This is a genomic window from Umezawaea sp. NPDC059074, from assembly GCF_042738955.1.
Taxonomy (GTDB): Bacteria; Actinomycetota; Actinomycetes; order Mycobacteriales; family Pseudonocardiaceae; genus Umezawaea.
Map to the genome: position 1 here is coordinate 1 of NZ_JBHYHC010000089.1, position 15,581 is coordinate 15,581.

Annotated in this window: 17 protein-coding genes; 11 read left to right on the top strand and 6 right to left on the bottom strand. The window is 71.2% G+C overall.

The window, feature by feature from the left end; translation table 11 throughout:
* Nucleotides 1-54: 54 nt before the first annotated feature.
* From ACFWW9_RS31380 to ACFWW9_RS31390, 3 genes are read left to right on the top strand one after another with little or no spacing between them, the layout of a single operon-like run.
* On the top strand, nucleotides 55-630 hold the full coding sequence (locus tag ACFWW9_RS31380) for a TetR family transcriptional regulator (RefSeq protein ID WP_390385416.1): 576 nt from the start codon (nucleotides 55-57) through the stop codon (nucleotides 628-630).
* 43 nt (nucleotides 631-673) lie between these two features.
* Nucleotides 674-1,282, top strand: a complete 609-nt coding sequence (locus ACFWW9_RS31385; RefSeq protein WP_390385418.1) for an RNA polymerase sigma factor — start codon at nucleotides 674-676, stop codon at nucleotides 1,280-1,282.
* Entirely contained in the window at nucleotides 1,275-2,567 is a 1,293-nt protein-coding gene (locus ACFWW9_RS31390; RefSeq protein WP_390385420.1) for a hypothetical protein, read from the top strand. Before ACFWW9_RS31385 ends, ACFWW9_RS31390 begins: the two co-directional genes overlap by 8 nt.
* 43 nt (nucleotides 2,568-2,610) lie before the next feature.
* Here the strand turns inward: ACFWW9_RS31390 and rox are convergent, their stop codons facing one another.
* Nucleotides 2,611-4,038 (bottom strand): rifampin monooxygenase, encoded by a 1,428-nt coding sequence (gene rox, locus ACFWW9_RS31395; RefSeq protein WP_390385422.1) that lies wholly within the window; start codon nucleotides 4,036-4,038, stop codon nucleotides 2,611-2,613.
* Nucleotides 4,039-4,300: 262 nt separating this feature from the next.
* On the opposite strand from rox, the gene ACFWW9_RS31400 reads away from it, so the two are divergent.
* The 3 genes from ACFWW9_RS31400 to ACFWW9_RS31410 are packed head-to-tail and all read left to right on the top strand — an operon-like array spanning nucleotide 4,301 to nucleotide 6,226.
* Complete coding sequence (locus tag ACFWW9_RS31400; RefSeq protein ID WP_390385424.1) at nucleotides 4,301-5,566, top strand: glycosyltransferase 87 family protein; 1,266 nt, start codon at nucleotides 4,301-4,303, stop codon at nucleotides 5,564-5,566.
* Nucleotides 5,529-5,819 carry a hypothetical protein gene (locus ACFWW9_RS31405; RefSeq protein ID WP_390385426.1) on the top strand — a complete coding sequence of 97 codons (291 nt, stop codon included), beginning with the start codon at nucleotides 5,529-5,531 and terminating at the stop codon, nucleotides 5,817-5,819. Before ACFWW9_RS31400 ends, ACFWW9_RS31405 begins: the two co-directional genes overlap by 38 nt.
* Nucleotides 5,816-6,226 carry a hypothetical protein gene (locus ACFWW9_RS31410; protein WP_390385428.1) on the top strand — a complete coding sequence of 137 codons (411 nt, stop codon included), beginning with the start codon at nucleotides 5,816-5,818 and terminating at the stop codon, nucleotides 6,224-6,226. Before ACFWW9_RS31405 ends, ACFWW9_RS31410 begins: the two co-directional genes overlap by 4 nt.
* A gap of 97 nt (nucleotides 6,227-6,323) precedes the next feature.
* On the opposite strand, the gene ACFWW9_RS31415 is transcribed toward ACFWW9_RS31410, so the two are convergent.
* Nucleotides 6,324-6,956, bottom strand: coding sequence for a histidine phosphatase family protein (locus ACFWW9_RS31415; protein ID WP_390385430.1), 633 nt, complete (start codon nucleotides 6,954-6,956; stop codon nucleotides 6,324-6,326).
* Nucleotides 6,957-7,019: 63 nt separating this feature from the next.
* Here ACFWW9_RS31415 and ACFWW9_RS31420 point away from each other — a divergent pair, with 63 nt between their 5' ends.
* A complete protein-coding gene (locus tag ACFWW9_RS31420) occupies nucleotides 7,020-7,238 on the top strand; it encodes a hypothetical protein (protein WP_390385432.1) in 219 nt (72 codons plus the stop codon).
* A 4-nt stretch (nucleotides 7,239-7,242) separates the two neighbouring features.
* Here the strand turns inward: ACFWW9_RS31420 and ACFWW9_RS31425 are convergent, their stop codons facing one another.
* On the bottom strand, nucleotides 7,243-8,076 hold the full coding sequence (locus tag ACFWW9_RS31425; RefSeq protein WP_390385434.1) for a MarR family transcriptional regulator: 834 nt from the start codon (nucleotides 8,074-8,076) through the stop codon (nucleotides 7,243-7,245).
* 526 nt (nucleotides 8,077-8,602) lie between these two features.
* On the opposite strand from ACFWW9_RS31425, the gene ACFWW9_RS31430 reads away from it, so the two are divergent.
* The 3 genes from ACFWW9_RS31430 (at nucleotide 8,603) to ACFWW9_RS31440 (ending at nucleotide 11,729) form a co-directional block, all read left to right on the top strand.
* Nucleotides 8,603-9,499: a hypothetical protein gene (locus ACFWW9_RS31430; RefSeq protein ID WP_390385436.1), complete on the top strand. Its 897-nt coding sequence runs from the start codon at nucleotides 8,603-8,605 to the stop codon at nucleotides 9,497-9,499.
* 75 nt (nucleotides 9,500-9,574) lie between these two features.
* Entirely contained in the window at nucleotides 9,575-10,159 is a 585-nt protein-coding gene (locus ACFWW9_RS31435; RefSeq protein ID WP_390385439.1) for a dihydrofolate reductase family protein, read from the top strand.
* A gap of 127 nt (nucleotides 10,160-10,286) precedes the next feature.
* A complete protein-coding gene (locus tag ACFWW9_RS31440; RefSeq protein WP_390385441.1) occupies nucleotides 10,287-11,729 on the top strand; it encodes an aminotransferase class V-fold PLP-dependent enzyme in 1,443 nt (480 codons plus the stop codon).
* Here the strand turns inward: ACFWW9_RS31440 and ACFWW9_RS31445 are convergent.
* The gene (locus ACFWW9_RS31445) at nucleotides 11,675-12,565 is read right to left on the bottom strand and encodes a LysR family transcriptional regulator (protein ID WP_390385444.1); all 891 of its coding nucleotides are present in this window, start codon (nucleotides 12,563-12,565) and stop codon (nucleotides 11,675-11,677) included. The genes ACFWW9_RS31440 and ACFWW9_RS31445 overlap by 55 nt on opposite strands.
* Before the next feature lie 81 nt (nucleotides 12,566-12,646).
* On the opposite strand from ACFWW9_RS31445, the gene ACFWW9_RS31450 reads away from it, so the two are divergent.
* Nucleotides 12,647-13,630, top strand: a complete 984-nt coding sequence (locus ACFWW9_RS31450) for a 4,5-dihydroxyphthalate decarboxylase (protein ID WP_390385446.1) — start codon at nucleotides 12,647-12,649, stop codon at nucleotides 13,628-13,630.
* Here the strand turns inward: ACFWW9_RS31450 and ACFWW9_RS31455 are convergent.
* The gene (locus ACFWW9_RS31455; protein ID WP_390385448.1) at nucleotides 13,627-14,565 is read right to left on the bottom strand and encodes an SDR family NAD(P)-dependent oxidoreductase; all 939 of its coding nucleotides are present in this window, start codon (nucleotides 14,563-14,565) and stop codon (nucleotides 13,627-13,629) included. The two genes, ACFWW9_RS31450 and ACFWW9_RS31455, sit on opposite strands and share 4 nt — an antisense overlap.
* A 22-nt stretch (nucleotides 14,566-14,587) precedes the next feature.
* Nucleotides 14,588-15,514 (bottom strand): AraC family transcriptional regulator N-terminal domain-containing protein, encoded by a 927-nt coding sequence (locus ACFWW9_RS31460; protein WP_390385450.1) that lies wholly within the window; start codon nucleotides 15,512-15,514, stop codon nucleotides 14,588-14,590.
* Nucleotides 15,515-15,581 lie beyond the last annotated feature (67 nt).

Below are 15,581 nucleotides of genomic sequence, written 5' to 3' on the forward strand. Positions count from 1 at the left end.
GGGCATGCGCCCACTATGAGTGGGCGCTTGCCCACTCGTCAAGGGAGAGCCCTGGTGCCCACCGGCGTGGCCATCCGCGACGTGCGCGAACAGCTGTTCGCCGCCGCCGAACGCGTCCTGCTCCGCGACGGCCCGAACGCGCTGACCAGCCGCGCGGTCACCGCCGAGGCCGGCTGCGCCAAGGGCGTGCTGCACCGGCACTTCACCGACTTCGACGGCTTCCTGCTGGAACTGGTCCTGGACCGCGTCCACCGGCTCGAAGCCCGATCCCCGGACCTGCTCGCCACCGCGGGCACCGGCACCGTCGAGGGCAACCTCACCGACGTGCTGACGGACCTCTTCAGCTCGGTGGCGGGCGCGATCATGGCCCTGGTCATCTTCCGCGACGACCTGCGTGCACGGCTGCGGCAGGCCGGACGCCAGGGCATCCCCCTCGCCACCGAGGCCACCGCCATGATCGCCGCCTACCTCACCGCCGAGCGCGACCTGGGCCGGATCGCCGCCGACGCCGACATCGCCACCCTCGCCCCCACCCTGATCGGCGCCCAGCACCTGCTGTTCGCGGGCCGCGACGGCACCCCGCCCGACCCCGACGTCGTGCACCGGATCGTGGCCTCGGTCCTCAGGTGACCCAGGTCACGCAACAGCCCGGCCGCGGCGGCCCTAGACGGGTGTGACGACGACCAAGAACAAGACCACGGGGGTGGCGGTGGCGGACACCGGCGAGCCACCCCCGTCCGACGAGCTGCTGTGGCGGCTCATCGGCGAGGACGACCACGGGTCGTTCACCGCCCTGTTCGAACGGCACGCGGAACGGGTGTGGAACTACGCCTACCGGCTGACCGCGTCGTGGTCGACCGCGGACGACCTGCTGTCGGCGACCTTCCTGGCCGCGTGGCGCAAGCGCGGTGACGGCGTGCTGGTGCGCGAGTCCGCGCTGCCGTGGCTCTACACCGTGGCGGCCAACCTGGCCCGCACCGAGTGGCGCGCGGGTCGACGCAGGCAACGGGTGTTGTCCCTGCTCACGCCCACGGCCGTCACCGATCCCGCCGAGGATCTGGCCGACCGCTCCGAGGCCCAGGACCGGCTGCGCCGCGTGGTCGCCGCCGTCGAACGGCTGCCCCGCTCCGAACGCGAGATCGCGCAGCTCTGCCTGCTGGGCGAGATGCCCGTCGCCGACGCCGCCGCGCTGCTCGGCATCGCCGAGACGAGCGTGCGCTCCCGCGTTTCCCGAGCCCGGACGAAGCTCCGCGACCTGACCGCGAGGACTCCCGATGAGTGACTTCCCCCCACCCCGTCCGCTGCCCGAGGGCATCCGCGACCGCGCCCGCCAGCACTTGGCCGAAGGCATGGCCGAGCCCCACCGCCCGTCCCGACGCACGCCCCTGGCCATCGCCGCGGCCGTCGTGCTGCTCGCGGGCTCCGGCGTGGCGCTCACCCAGGCCACGGGCGGCACGACGTCGGCCGCCGGGCCCACGACCGTGTCCAATCCGCCCCAGGTGCGGGAACTGCCGCCGCCGGACCTGACCGAGATGTTCCACGCCCGTGACGGCTGGGCGCCCGCGGACGTCGTCGACCGGTGCGCCGCCGTCGTCCAGGGCGTCCCCCCGAAGACCACGTGGAAGCCGCTGGTGACCACCGTGGTGCACGAGACCACGCTGACCGCGTTCCGCACCGGCCCCGACGGCGTGTTCTTCTGCGAGACCACCCCGACCTCGGTCACCGCGTCCCCCCTGATCGCGCCGGACACCGGTGGCGCTCCCGCGCGGATCGGGTTCCTCTCGCCGAACGGCTCGGTCGCGGGCTTCGTCCAACCGCAGGTGGGGACCCTCCGCCTGCACCCAACCGGCACGGACGGGATGAGTGCCCACGCGCTGATCGCGGGCGACGTATTCCTCACGCCCGACGGCTTCCCTAACGCCGAGAAGGGCGTGATTTTCACCGTCGGCGCGGACCAGGAGGTCCCGGCGGGCGACGTGCCGCAGCCGAGCACGATCACCATCGACCGGCCGCGCCCCGAAGGTGACCGCGCGTCCGACGAAGGCCGCCGCTTGGGCGGCTGCCTCGACACGACACCCCAACTGACGCCGGACCGCCTCTACTGGGAACCGGGCGCGCACGCCACGCCCAGCCCCACCAGCGAGGTCCAACTCGGCCGCTACGGCGACCTGCTCGCGGTGTGCAGCGTCCGCGAGCAGGGCAATCAGGGGCCCTACCTGTCGGTCGTCGACCGGTCCGACATCACGGGCCGGTACGCCTCCGGACCGCAGCTCAACGGCAGGACCATCTGGGGCACGGGGTACGTCCACGACTTCCAGATCAACCCGGAGGGCGGCACCCAGAGCAACACCCGCGGCTTCGCCGGCCTGATCACCGACACCGGGGTCGCCACGATCACCCTGACCCGCGAGGGCTTCCCCGACACGACGGCCGTGATCAAGGACGGCACGTTCCTGCTGGTAGGCCCGACGACCAAGGACATGGCGGTGACCCCGCCCGGCGTCGAGGTGACGGTCCGGGACGCCAAGGGGGCGGTGCTGGAGGTGCTCACGGTCTCCGAAGGCTGAGCCACCGGTCTGTCCCGCCGAACCCGGCGGGACAGACCGTCAGTCAGCTCGTGGCCGTCCCGAACCACGTGGGGAGGTGGGCGAGCAGGTCCTGCTGGTCCTCGCCGACCCACGCCACGTGCCCGTCCGGCCTCAGCAGCACGGCGGGCGCGTCCACCTCCTCGCTGACGTCGACGACGTGGTCGACCCGGTCCGCCCAGCCCTCCACCGACAGCAGGCCGGTCTGGTCGAGCAGCAGGCCGCGGCCGCCGCGCATCAGCTCGTACAGCCGCCCGCGCTTGAGCACCACGTCCCGGAGCCGCTTGCCGAGCAGCGCGTGGCCCTCGCCGAAGTCGTAGCGGATCCCGATCGCGATGATCTTCTCGGTCAGGTACTGGTTGACGTCGTCGAAGTCCATCAGCTCCACCAGCAGTTTCCGCACCGCCTGCGGCCCCGGCTCGGTGGACATCAACTGCATCTGCGCGCGGGTGTTGTTCAGGACTTCGGCGGCCACCGGGCGCCGCTCGGACTCGTAGGTGTCCAGCAGCCCGTCCGGCGCCCAGCCCGCCAGCTCCGCGGCCAGCTTCCAGCCGAGGTTCACCGCGTCCTGGATGCCGAGGTTCAAGCCCTGCCCGCCGGTGGGCGGGTGGACGTGCGCCGCGTCGCCCGCCAGCAGCACCCGCCCGGACCGGTACCGCTCGGCGAGCCGGGTGGCGTCGCCGAACCGGGAGAGCCAGCGAGGGGAGTGCACGCCGAAGTCGGTGCCCGCGACCTTCCGCATCTGCCGCTTCACCTCCTCCAGCGTCGGCGGGACTCCGCGGTCCTCGGCCACGCCCTCGGCGGGCACCACGAACCGGTAGATCCCGTCCCCCAACGGCCCGACGCCGAACCGCTTCTCGGTCTCGCGGATCCGGGTCACCACGGCGGTCACCGTCTCCGGGTCCTCGGTCAGCTCCACCTCGCCGAGCAGCGTGTCGACCGTGCTCGGCTCGCCGGGGAAGTCGATGCCGAGCAGCTTGCGCACCGTGCTGCGGCCGCCGTCGCAGCCGACCGCGTAGCGTGCCCGCAGCCGCGTCCCGTCGGCCAGGTCGACGCTCACCCCGTCGTCGTCCTGGCTCAGCCCGACCACCTCGACGCCGCGGCGGATCTCGACGCCCACCTCCGCGGCGTGCTCGGTCAGCAGGCGCTCGGTGAGGGTCTGCGGGATGCCGAGCGTGTACGGGTGCGCGGTGTCCAGGCGCTCCGGCGACGGCTTGGCGATGCCCGCGAAGAAACCTCCGACCGGGTACCGCGTGCCGAGTTCGAGGAACCGCTCCAGCAGACCGCGCTGGTCCATCAGCTCGATGCTGCGCGCGTGCAGGCCCAGCGACCGGACGACCTTGGTCGGCTCGGCGTCCTTCTCCAACACCAGCACGTCCACGTCGTGCAGGCGCAATTCGGTCGCGAGCATCACCCCGGTCGGCCCCCCGCCGATCACGATCACGTCGTTCATGTAGCTCTCCACGCTCCCCTTTTCGACCGGTCGCGCCGCGCCCTGTGCGCACGGCGTGAATTCCTGGTTTCCGCAGGTTCCGGCTTCGGCGGGAGAGTGTGCGGCATACCCCCGGTCTTGCCGCAAGTCCCCCTGTGCGTTATAAATTGAGAGTGGCGGGGAGAGGTCTCCCGGCCTTTTTCTTTGCCCTAGTCACGGCTCTGTGGCAAAACCATGACACGACCCGGACAGGACCGCGATCCGGCGGTTCGACGCTGGGCGCATGGTGAAACCCCTCCCCGTCGACGACCTTTCCGAGGCGTCGCAGGTCGCGCTCCGACGTCGTGCCGTGCGGGTGTTGTCCGGTTGGGCGGTCCTGGCCACCGCCGCCCTCGTGTACGAGACTTCCCGGTCCGGTGTCGCCCTGATCGACCTGCGGGTGTACCGCGTGGGCGGCCAGGCGTGGTGGGAAGGCGTCGCGCTGTACGCCCCCGGTTTCCCCGCGCCGCTGGTGGGGCCGCCGCTGCCGTTCACCTACCCGCCGCTGGCCGCCGCGCTGTTCAGCGTCCTGAACGTGGTGCCGTGGACCGCGCTGGTCGCGCTGTGGACGGCCGCGGGCATCGCCGCGCTCACGTGGGTGTGCGTGCTGGTCGCCCGCCGCGTGCACCCCGCGCCGCACGCGACCCTGATCGGGTTCGGCGTCGCGGGCGCGGCCCTGCTCGCCGAACCGGTGCGCGCCACCCTCGACTTCGGCCAGGTCAACCTGCTCCTGCTCGCCCTCGTGGTGACCGACTGCCTCGTCGTCCGCCCCCGGTGGCCGCGCGGCGTCCTGATCGGCCTCGCCGCCGCGATCAAGCTGACACCGTTGATCTTCCTGGTGTACTTCCTGGTCCGAGGCGACCGCCGAGGCGCGGCCACGATGGCGGCGTCGTTCGTCGGCTTCGGCCTCCTGGGCTACCTGGCCGTCCCCGCGGACAGCCTCCGGTACTGGTTCGAGGTCCTCGGGGACCCGTCGCGCGTCGGGGGACTGGCGTACGCGGGCAACCAGTCGTTGCGCGGCCTGCTCCACCGCCTGGACCTCGGCCCCGACCCCGAACAGATCGCCTGGATCACCCTCGGTCTCGCCGTCGTCGCCCTCACGGTGCTCGCCGCACGCACCGCCACCGCACGCGGCCAAGGCGTGCTGTCGATGCTCGTGGTCGCGACGGCGGCACTGCTGCTGTCCCCGGTGTCGTGGTCGCACCACTGGGTGTGGGTCGCGCCCGCAGCCGTCCTCGCCCTGCGGACCCGCGTCGCTCTCGTGGCCGCACTCGCGCTCGTGTTCCCGGCCAGCGCCTACGAACTGCTCCCGGCAGCCGACGACCGGGAGTTGGCGTGGGCGTGGTGGCAACACCTCATCGGCAACGCCTACGTGTGGTCCGGCCTCGCCCTGCTCGTCTGCACGGCCTTCGCCGCCCGCCGATCTCCGAACGGTGAACTGTTCCAGGCGGATCCCGGTTATCATCGCGACCATGACCATTCCGGCGTTCAGCGACCGCTCAGACGCTGACCGGTACCTGGTTCAACGCCTCGCGGCACGCGACGGGGTCGACCCGGCGACGCTGGCCGCGCTCCCCGCGCGCGAACTCGACCGGCTCCTGCCCGGAATCCGCTCGACCTTCCAACGCCGCGAGTCGGTCGCCGACGCCCTGCTGTCCCACAGCGGAATCGACCCGACCTCCCCCGAGTACCAGGCCGCCGCCGCCCAGGCCAGCGACCTCCTGACGCGCGTGGACCAGCTCGACTCCGGCCACGCCGCGTGAGCTTGCCCCGCGCACTGCTGCTCGACTCGACCTTCCTGATCGCCTACGAACGCGAACGCAACCCACGCCTGGCCCAAGCCGTGGTGGTGCAGGCGATCACCACAGGCCGCCCCCTGATCGCAACCGCCCTGTCCGTGACAGCCGCCGGAGCCCACCTCAACGGCCACCACCCGGACCTGTCCTGGCTACTCGACGACCCCGCAGCACCGATCGAGGTGCTCGCCCTGGCAGGCAACGCCCTGCACATCGGCAACCAACTGGCCCAAACCACCGCACGCGACCTGACCGCGCTCGAAGTAGCGCAGATCGTGGTGGAAGCCGGCGACGGCCCCATGGTCGTGCTGACCTACGACCCGAAGCTCTACGCGGGCACCTCTGTGAACGTCATGGACATGCAACCGCGGTAGACCTCACCGTTGTCGACCGGAGGCCGCGAGTGAGGCTCCGGTGACGGTCATGGCCTCGATGCGGTGATACGGCGCGGCAATTTCAACGAACCGCGCGTCACCCACGGCGGGCATCGTTGAAGCGGCACAGGGTCCAGCGAGGCGGTGGCCAACCGGTGGGATTGTCGTCGGTGGCCCATTCGGTGACGGAAGCCGGCGCCACCTCCAGGTCGAATGCCCGGTGGAGCGGTTGTGCGGCCAATGCGTGAAACGAGCTCTCCACCGTCTCGGAGTGACCGACCAGCACCGCAGTGCCGCCGTGGTGCTGGTGCGCGATGTCCATGATGGCTCGGCCAGTGCGGACGACCAGCTCGGCCCAGCTCTCGTTGCCCTCCTCGAACGCGCGGAACACGCCCCCGCCCGCGACAGCGTGATCGGCCTGGAACCGGCTGGTCAGCATGCCGTCGGCGTAGGAAGGCACGTGCCACGTGCACAGTCCGCAGTCCTGCACAGGGTCGGTCGCGAGGGCGGCGGCGATCGGCCGCGCCGTCTCGACAGCTCTTCGCAAGGCGGACGAGTACACGGCGACCGAACCGTCAGCGGCCAGCTCATCGGAGAACCGGCCGGCCAACGTGCGCGCCTGCTCGTGTCCCACCGCGGTGAGTCCTCGGCAACCCTGGCGGCCGCCGACCACCGCATCAATGGTGTGAACTGCTTCGCCGTGGCGCACAAAGATCAGCCGCGTTCGCATCCGACCATGATGTCAGCGACACGGGGCAAGGCTCATCTCCCCGAAGAACATGCCGGGGACGAGATGGGAGAACGCGCGCCGGAACTGGCGTGGCGCACGTTCGGCTGGATCGTGCGCAGGCAGGCCCAGGGCGCGGACCACCTGCACGCGGCACTGATCCAGGTGAAGAACATCGCCTACGCGCCGACCGGAACGATGCGACGCGGCGAAGGCAGGCGGTTCCACGGTTGGGCTCGGGGAACGAACCTGTTCCTGGGCTACGTCGGCGGCACGTACTGGTAGCGACCTATGACGGGAACACTGCTCGGATCGTGGTGGAGATCGGGGTGAGGGTGGCGGTCAGGAGTTCTAGTTCGTTGGGGGCCAGGGCGTTGTAGGGGGCTTCGGCGAGTCGGTCGGTCATCGACTCGACTCGTTGTTTGGTGGCGTGGCCGGTGGGGGTGAGCCAGCCGTCGGTGCCGATCAGGCCGCGGGAGCGCATGCCGTCGATGACCGCGGTCAGTTGTGCGGCCGGGAGGTGGCTGACTCGGCCGAACTCGTGGGCGGGCATGTCGATGGACAGGGCGTGCAGGACGTGGGCTTGGGTTCCGCCGATGTCCTCGGCCAGCAGGGCGACGGTGTGGCCGTCGCCGCGGTGTTCGCGCAGCAGGGTGGCGGCGTGCCAGAGCCGGGCCAGGGGTTCCCGCGGTACCGGGAGTGCGCGTAGAGCGGCGTAGAGGACACGGCCCTCGACCGGTGCGCTGGTTGCCGCCCTGAGCAGGAGGTCGGCTGCGCGGGTGACACCGGGGGTGTCGGCGAGGTCGCCTAGAAGCCGCCGCAGGCCTGCGACGCAGCCGCGCTCGCGGGCGGCCAGGGCGGCTTCGGGGGTGGTCAGGTCCCAGATCCGTGGGAGGTGGCGGGCGACCTCGCCGGGGGCGAAGTTGTAGAAGACCGCGTGGACCACCTCGGCGGGTGCCGAGCGGCCCAGTGGTGCGGCTCGGCCGGCGAAGTAGGCGTCCCACGCGTTGCGCAGGCCCAGTGCCATCAAGGCCTGGTCGGACTCGTCGGCGAAGTAGGGGACCAGGCCGATGGGCTCGACCAGGTCGTACATGCGGCGGGCAACGGGCGTCGGGTGCGACATCTCGGTCTCCTGCGATCACCGGAGCGCCTTGGTGGCGTTCCGCTCACCTCCTCTACGAACGGCTCATGCCGGATCCGACAGCTACCTCGCACGGATTTCACCACCCCCTAGTTTTCGGGCCCTCGTTCTGCTCATCAAGGCCTGGCCAACGGAACTGAGGAGCGAGAAATCCGGTCTGATTCTGACTTCCGATAATGTTCACTTATCAGAAGTCAGAATCAGGCAGTCCTGAAACGTAGCGTTGCGGGTATTAACGTTTGAGCTAACGTTATTCTGCTACGATAACCCGGTGACGACATCGGATGCCCCCGCTTCGACCTGCAACTACCCCGGCTGTACCCGGCCGGTGTTTCGGGGAGGTGGGCCTGGGCGGCCCTCGGAGTACTGCGACCTGGCGGAACACACCCGGTGGCGGGCCTGGCGTGAGCGGCAGCGGGTGTTGCAGGCGGAAGAAGGCGGGGAAGTCACTGTCACCGTGACGAAAGAGGGTGGAGGGATCACTTCCGCTCGGGTCAGGGCTGAAGACTTGCTCGAGCGGTTTCGGGTGTTGGCCGAGCAGATGTCGGCGACGTTGGGGAACGCGGTGACGGAGTTGTCGACGATCGCGGATCCGAGTGTTGCCGAGAGTCAGGTGCAGGCGGCCGAGGCGCAGGCTGCTCGGAAGGTCGCCGAAGCCGAGGCCGCAGTGGCGGTGGCGGAACGGCGGCGGCGGGATGCCGAGCGGGCACGGAAGTCGGCTGAGGAGACGACCGAGTCGGCGGTGGCCGCTGCTGAGGCGGCAGAGGCTGACGCGGCGGTGGCGTTCGAGCAGCGGGACGCGGCTCGGGATGAAGCCACGGCCGCGGTGCAGCGGGCCGAAGCGGAGATCGTGGCGGTTCGGGTCGAGACCGCGGCCACCCTGGAGGGGGTTCGCGCTGACGCTGAACGGGAAGTCGAGGCGGCCAAGGCCGACGCGGTCGCGCGGGCCGAGCAGGCGCGGCGGCAGGCTGCCAAGGAGGTTGAGACCGCGCGGGCCGACGCCGCTGCCGAGGTGGAGCGGGTTCGGGGTGAGGCGGCCGCCGAGGTGGCGAAGGCCGGTGTCGAGCGGGATGAGGCGCGGGCGCTGGTGGAGGGGGCTGAGCGGGACGCGTCGGTGGCTCGGCAGTCGGTGGTGGACGTGCGGGGCGAGTTGGACCGGGTGTTGGCTGACCTGGCCGCGGTGCGGAAGGCCGGCGAGGACGAGGTGGCACGGGTGCGGGCAGAGGCCGCGGCGCAGGTCGAGGCGGCTCGGACTGGGGCCGCTGAGCGGGTGGCCGCGGTGGAGGACGCGCGGGCTCAGACGTTGGCACGGGCGGAGCGGGCCGAGATGCAGTTGGACTGGGCGCTGGGTGAGTTGGCTCGGGCTCGTGAAGTCGTGGAGAAGAACGTCGAGAAGAAGGAGTGACGGAGTTGTCGAATCGGAGAGGTGGTGTTCGACGTAGGGGTGAAGGCGGGAACAAGCACTGAGAAGGAGACCATCATGGTCGGGCGGAAGCTCATCGCGAACGTGACGCTGTCGATCGACGGGTTTTCGGCGGGGCCGGGCGGGGACATGTCGTGGTTGGTCGAGCACTCCGTTCACGACCAGATGACCACGTACTTCGCCGGTGTGTGGAGTGGTGCCGATACCGTGCTGCTGGGGCGAAACAACTACGAGGGTTTTCACGGGTTCTGGCCTTCGGTGGCCGCTGATCCGAACGGGGCCGGTCGGGCCCACGACATGGCGGTGTGGCTCGACCGGGTGGAGAAGGTCGTCTTCTCGACCACGCTCACCGACGCGCCGTGGCAGAACTCGCGGGTCGTGAAGGAGGACCTGGAGGGGGAGGTGCGGCAGCTCAAGGCGTTGCCTGGGCGGGACATCATCGTGTTGAGCAGCGCGAGCGTGATCCGGGCACTGCTCAAGGCCGACCTGGTCGACGAGCTGCGCGTCCACCTGACGCCCGCGATCCTCGGGGAAGGGCTGCGGTTCTTCGGTGACGGCATCCCGGCGTCGGCGTGGGTGCTGGACGGTGCGAACACGATGGCCACCGGGTCGGTGTCGCTCACCTACCGCCGTTCCCGGTGATCGACGAATAATTGTCTCGATTGGTTTTTTCCGGCGTTTTGTCGCCAGGCTCGGCGGTATCCGCACCACAATGGCCTACTCGTGCTCACGATGGAGTCTCCAGGGCTCTGCCAGTGAGAAGGTGCCAGTGCGGATCAATTCCACGGACTTGTCATGGACCGCCGCCGAGCCTGGCGAGTTCCTGCGGCGCTATCCCGACTACGAGTTGACCCGCGCGCTGGATCGGCTGCGGGCCACGGAGTACTCCTACCTCGACGAGCAGCGCCAGACGTACCTCGACTACACCGGTGCGGGGCTGGCGGCGAAGGCCCAGTTGCGGGCCCACCAGGAGCGGCTGGGCGGCGGGGTGTTCGGCAATCCCCACTCCGTCAACCCCACGTCGGCGGCGTCGACGGAACTGGTCGAGAGCACGCGCCGCGCCGTGCTACGGCACGTCAACGCGGACCCGGACGAGTACGCGGTGATCTTCACCGCCAACGCCACGGGCGCGGCCCGGTTGGTCGGTGAGGCCTACCCGTTCCGGCGTGGTTCGCGGTTCGTGTTGACGTTCGACAACCACAACTCGATCAACGGGTTGCGCGAGTTCGCCCGTGCCGGGCACGCGCGCACGACGTACGTGCCGATGGAGCCCCCGGACCTCCGAGTGTCGACCGAGGTCGTCGAACGGGAGCTGAGCAGGGGGAACGGGCTGTTCGCGTACCCGGCGCAGAGCAACTTCACCGGCGTTCAGCACCCACTGGAGTGGGCCACGGTGGCGCAAGAGCGGGGCTACGACGTGCTGCTGGACTGCGCGGCGTTCCTGCCGACCAACCCCCTCGACCTGGGTGCAGTGCGACCGGAGTTCGTGATCGCCAGCTGGTACAAGGTCTTCGGCTACCCCACCGGCGTCGGCTGCCTGATCGCCCGCCGCGACGCGCTGGCCCGGCTGCGCAGGCCGTGGTTCTCCGGCGGCACGATCAAGGCGGTCAGCGTGCAGACCCGGTGGCACGAGATGGCCGACGCGGAGGCCGCGTTCGAGGACGGCACGCTCAACTTCCTGGCCATCCCCGACGTGCGGGTGGGCCTGGAGTGGGTCGCGGACATCGGGATGGCCACGATCGGGCGGCGGGTGCGGGCGTTGACCGGCTGGACCCTGGACCGCCTGACGGCGCTGCGGCACGCCAACGGCGCGCCGCTGGTGCGGGTGTACGGCCCGGTGACCACGGAGGCGCGCGGCGGGACGGTGACGTTCAACGTCCTCACCCCGGACGGCGACCTGGTCGACGAGCGGGTGGTCGCGGTGGAGTCGGCGGCGGCCCGGATCTCGCTGCGGACCGGCTGCTTCTGCAACCCCGGCGCCGGGGAGAACGCGTTCGGCGTGACCCCGAGGTCGTTGCGCGGGCTGCGCGGGGTGCGGACGCTGGACGAGTACCTGGAGGCGACCGGGCTGTCGATGGCGGGGGCGGTGCGGGTGTCGTTCGGGGTGGCGTCGACCGTGGGCGACGTCGAGCGGCTCGTGCGGTTCGTCGAGGAGACCTACCGCGACCGCGTGCCCGACACCCGTGACCTGCCGCCGCGCGACTCCTGCTGAGTCGTGACGCCGCGGACGAAGGACCGGACCACGGCGTTCGAGCCGGTCTTGAGCCAGGCGACGACGAGTCGGCTCGGCGGGCGGTCGGTGACGGGCACGACGACCAGGCCCTCGGGTAGTGCCTGGTCGAGGGGTGCGAGGGCGCAGGTCCCGTTCCACAGCGCCGACTGGAGGCACTCCTGGATGGTCCTGCTGACCGGGAGCTCGTCGGCTGGGTGACCGCCGGTCCAGTAGGCGGTCCACGCCGGATCCGCGCCGTCGGGCAGGCGCACCCAGCGGCGGTCGGCGAGGTCGGCCGTGGCCACCGAGTCCCTGCGGGCGAGTGGGTCGTCGGCGCGGGCCACCACGCCGATCGGGTCCGAGCGCAGCACGTGGGTGGCGATCCCGGTGTCGTCGAACGGGAGCCGGGTGAACGCGACGTCGACGTCGCCGGTGCGCAGCCCCGCGGTGGGGTCGCCGAGGTCGGTCTCGTGGATCGTGACGGCGACGTGCGGGTGGCGGCGGCGGAACGCGTCGACCACCAGGGCGCCGACCTGGTCGGCGGTGTCGGCGAGCGTCCCGATCACCAGGCTCGTCGTGCCGAGCGCGGACATCCGGGTGTGCAGGCGGTCCACCTGCTTGAGCACCGCGCGGGCCTCGTCGTACAGGACGGCTCCGGCGGCGGTGAGGGTGACGCCCTTGGGAGTGCGGTCGAACAGGGTGGCGCCGAGTTCGTCCTCCAGCTGGCGGATCGCCCTGCTCAGCGGGGGTTGGGTCATGTGCAGCCCGACCGCCGCCCGGCCCACGTGCCGTTCCCGCGCCACGGCGACGAAGTACTCGAGCAGGCGGAGTTCCACCGCCGTCACGATACCCGTGGGGTATCGAGTTGGAGGAAGTGGACTTGGACGCGGGGACCACGACGGGCGAACGATCGGGGCATGGACGAGTTGACGATCGGCTGCTACCGGTACGACACCACCCAGGCGCTGTTCGACGGGACCGTGGGGATCGACGCCACGATGAGGACCGCCGCCACGCTCCCGGAGATCTTCGAACGCCTGATCCGCGGGGCCGAGTTCGACGTCGCCGAGCTGGGTCTCACGTTCCACCTGCGCCTGCTGGAGGCGGGTGCGCCGTTCGTGGCGCTGCCCGTCTTCCCCAACCGCGTGTTCCGCCACTCCTGCGTCTTCGTCAACACCCGCAGCGGGATCACCGGGCCGGGCGACCTGGCGGGCAAGACCATCGGCGAGTTCGGGACCTACGGCCAGGACTCCGGGGTGTGGGCCAAGGGCGTGCTCATGGACGAGCACGGGTTCGACCCCGCGCGGAGCAGGTGGGTGATCGGCGGACTGGAGCACCCGGCCCCGCCGTTCGACTTCATCCCCCACCCGCACCCGGCGGACGTCGAGGTCACCACCGCGCCCGCGGGCAGGACGTTGAACGCGATGCTCGACGCGGGGGAGATCGACGCCCTGTTCTCGGCCAACGTGCCGCAGTGCGTGCTCGACGGCTCCCCGAACGTCACGCGGCTGTTCCCGGACTACGAGCCGGTGGAGCGCGACTACCACCGGCGGACCGGGATCTTCCCGATCATGCACACCGTCGTGGTCCGCCGCGACGTGCTGGAGGCGCGGCCCGGTCTCGCCCGGCGGGTCCACGACGCCTTCACGGCGGCGAAGGACGTCGCCGCCGACCGCTACCGGACCCATCGGCGGCTCTACCAGGTGCAGAGCATGGTGCCGTGGACGAACGCGCTGGTCGAGCGCGACCGGGAGCAGTTCCCGGAGGACTGGTGGCCCTACGGGATCTCGGCGAACCGGGCCGCGCTCGACACGTGCCTGCGCTACCACTTCGAGCAGGGCCTGACCGCGCGGCGCTGGCAGGTCGAGGACGTGTTCGCCCCCGACCTGCTCGACACCTAGCGCGCGATCAGGTCGACCGAGACCTCCCACAGCTTCACGGCCGCGTCGGGGTCGAGCGCGTAGGCGGCGACCCCCGTGCGGGCGGGCGGGACGTTCGGCCCGGCCTCGGCGTTGTTCTCGAAGTACCGGCCGCCGATGCCCTTGAGCAGCGGGGACGTCGCGAGCAGCACCGAGGTGGACGCGCCCTGCTCGGGGGTCTTCCAGACGAAGTCCTTGACGGCGGCGAGGGCGGCGTCCATCTGCTCCTTGGTCTGGTGGCGTTGCAGACCGGTGCGGATGCCGCCGGGCATGACGGCGTTGACGGTGATGCCGTCGGCCGCCCACCGGCGGGTCGCCTCGACCGCGAACAGGACGTTGGCGGTCTTGGACTGGCCGTAGGCGCTCCACGGCTCGTAGGGGCGCTCGCGGAAGTGCAGGTCGTCGAAGACGACCGGGGACCGCAGGTGGGCGCTGGAGCTGAGGGAGACGACACGGGCGTCGTCGGCCTCGGCGAGGGCGTCGTGCAGGCCCAGCGCGAGGGCGAAGTGGCCGAGGTGGTTGGTGGCGAACTGGAGTTCCCAGCCCCGCGACGTGCGGGTCTCCGGGGTCGCCATGACACCGGCGTTGTTGACCAGCACGTGCAGCGGGCCGGTCCACGCCTCGGTGAACGCGGCGACCGAGTCCAGGTCGGCGAGGTCGAGGTGGGCGACGGCGAGCGCGGTGCTGCCGGTGGTCGCGGTGATGTCCGCGGCGGTGCGGTGGCCCGCGTCGACGTCGCGGACGGCGAGCGTGACCTCGGCTCCCGCTGCGGCCAGGGCACGGGCGGTCTCGACGCCGATGCCTGAGGCGGCGCCCGTGACGACGACGCGCCTGCCGGTGAGGTCGACGCCCTCGGACACCTCGGCCGCCGTGCTGGTGGCGGTGAAGGGGGTGGTGATGCGGTTCGGTGTGGTCACCGTGGTTCTTCTTCCGACGAGGCTAACCGGAACTGATTCCGCTTGAGTTCAGCCTAACCGGAATCAGTTCCGCTTCGCCACCGGAGCGAGCGGCGTCACGGCCGGGGGACGTGCCGAACGTCCGCTGGTACTCGCGGTTGAACTGGGACGCGCTCTCGTAGCCCACGAGGTAGCCCACCTCGGCGACGTTCGTCGCGCGCGCCCGCAGCAGCACCCGCGCCTCCCGCAGCCGGATCTGCCGCCGGAACTCGATCGGCGTCATCGAGGTCGCCGACCGGAAGTGCCGGTGGAACGTGGACACGCTCATGTTCGCCCGCTCGGCGAGGCTCGGGACGTGCACCGGCTCGTCGTAGTGCTCGCGCAGCCACCGGACCGCGCGGGAGATGTGGGCGAGGGCGCTGTCGGCGGTGCCGATCTGCCGCACGAGCGCGCCCTGCTCGCCGGTGACGAGCCGCCACAGGACCTCGCGGCGCAGGCCCGGCGCCAGCACGCGGAGGTCGTCGGGGTGGTCGAGCAGGCGCAGGAGCCGGACGATCGGGTCGAGCAGCTCCGGTGGCGCGGTGCTCGTGGTGAGCCCGGCGAGTTCGGGTCGGCGTGGGGGCGCGGTCGTCTCCAGCAGCAGCGGGGCGATGGCCTGCGGCGTCAGCGCCAGGCTGACGACCACCAGCGGCGCGTCCTGGCTCGCCTCGAGGGCCTGGCCGGTCACCGGCAGGTCGAGCGGGACCACGAGGTACTCGCCCGCGCGGTAGTCGTGCGGCGTCCCGTTCAACGTCGTGCGCTTGACACCTTGGGCCACGACCGCGAACGAGGGCTCGGTCATCGCGACCACCGGGGGCGTCGGCTCGGTCACGGCCGTCAGCCACACGCCGTCGAGGACCCGCACCTTGGTCCGCCCCGCGGCGCGGGTGTGCGCCAGGACCAGCGCGCGCAGCTCGTCGAGGAGGGTCACCCCGCGAGCCAAACACCCCCGGCGGCGGGCGGGCAAACGCGGGGCGGGAGGTTGACCGGATCGGGCA

What these genes read in the sequence shown, in the direction of transcription:
- ACFWW9_RS31390 (WP_390385420.1), top strand. Translation starts at nt 1,275, where the DNA reads ATGAGTGACTTCCCCCCACCCCGTCCGCTGCCCGAGGGCATCCGCGAC.
- ACFWW9_RS31415 (WP_390385430.1), bottom strand. Translation starts at nt 6,956, where the DNA reads ATGCGAACGCGGCTGATCTTTGTGCGCCACGGCGAAGCAGTTCACACC.
- ACFWW9_RS31420 (WP_390385432.1), top strand. Translation starts at nt 7,020, where the DNA reads ATGGGAGAACGCGCGCCGGAACTGGCGTGGCGCACGTTCGGCTGGATC.
- ACFWW9_RS31425 (WP_390385434.1), bottom strand. Translation starts at nt 8,076, where the DNA reads ATGTCGCACCCGACGCCCGTTGCCCGCCGCATGTACGACCTGGTCGAG.
- ACFWW9_RS31435 (WP_390385439.1), top strand. Translation starts at nt 9,575, where the DNA reads ATGGTCGGGCGGAAGCTCATCGCGAACGTGACGCTGTCGATCGACGGG.
- ACFWW9_RS31450 (WP_390385446.1), top strand. Translation starts at nt 12,647, where the DNA reads ATGGACGAGTTGACGATCGGCTGCTACCGGTACGACACCACCCAGGCG.
- rox (WP_390385422.1), bottom strand. Translation starts at nt 4,038, where the DNA reads ATGAACGACGTGATCGTGATCGGCGGGGGGCCGACCGGGGTGATGCTC.
- ACFWW9_RS31400 (WP_390385424.1), top strand. Translation starts at nt 4,301, where the DNA reads ATGGTGAAACCCCTCCCCGTCGACGACCTTTCCGAGGCGTCGCAGGTC.
- ACFWW9_RS31405 (WP_390385426.1), top strand. Translation starts at nt 5,529, where the DNA reads ATGACCATTCCGGCGTTCAGCGACCGCTCAGACGCTGACCGGTACCTG.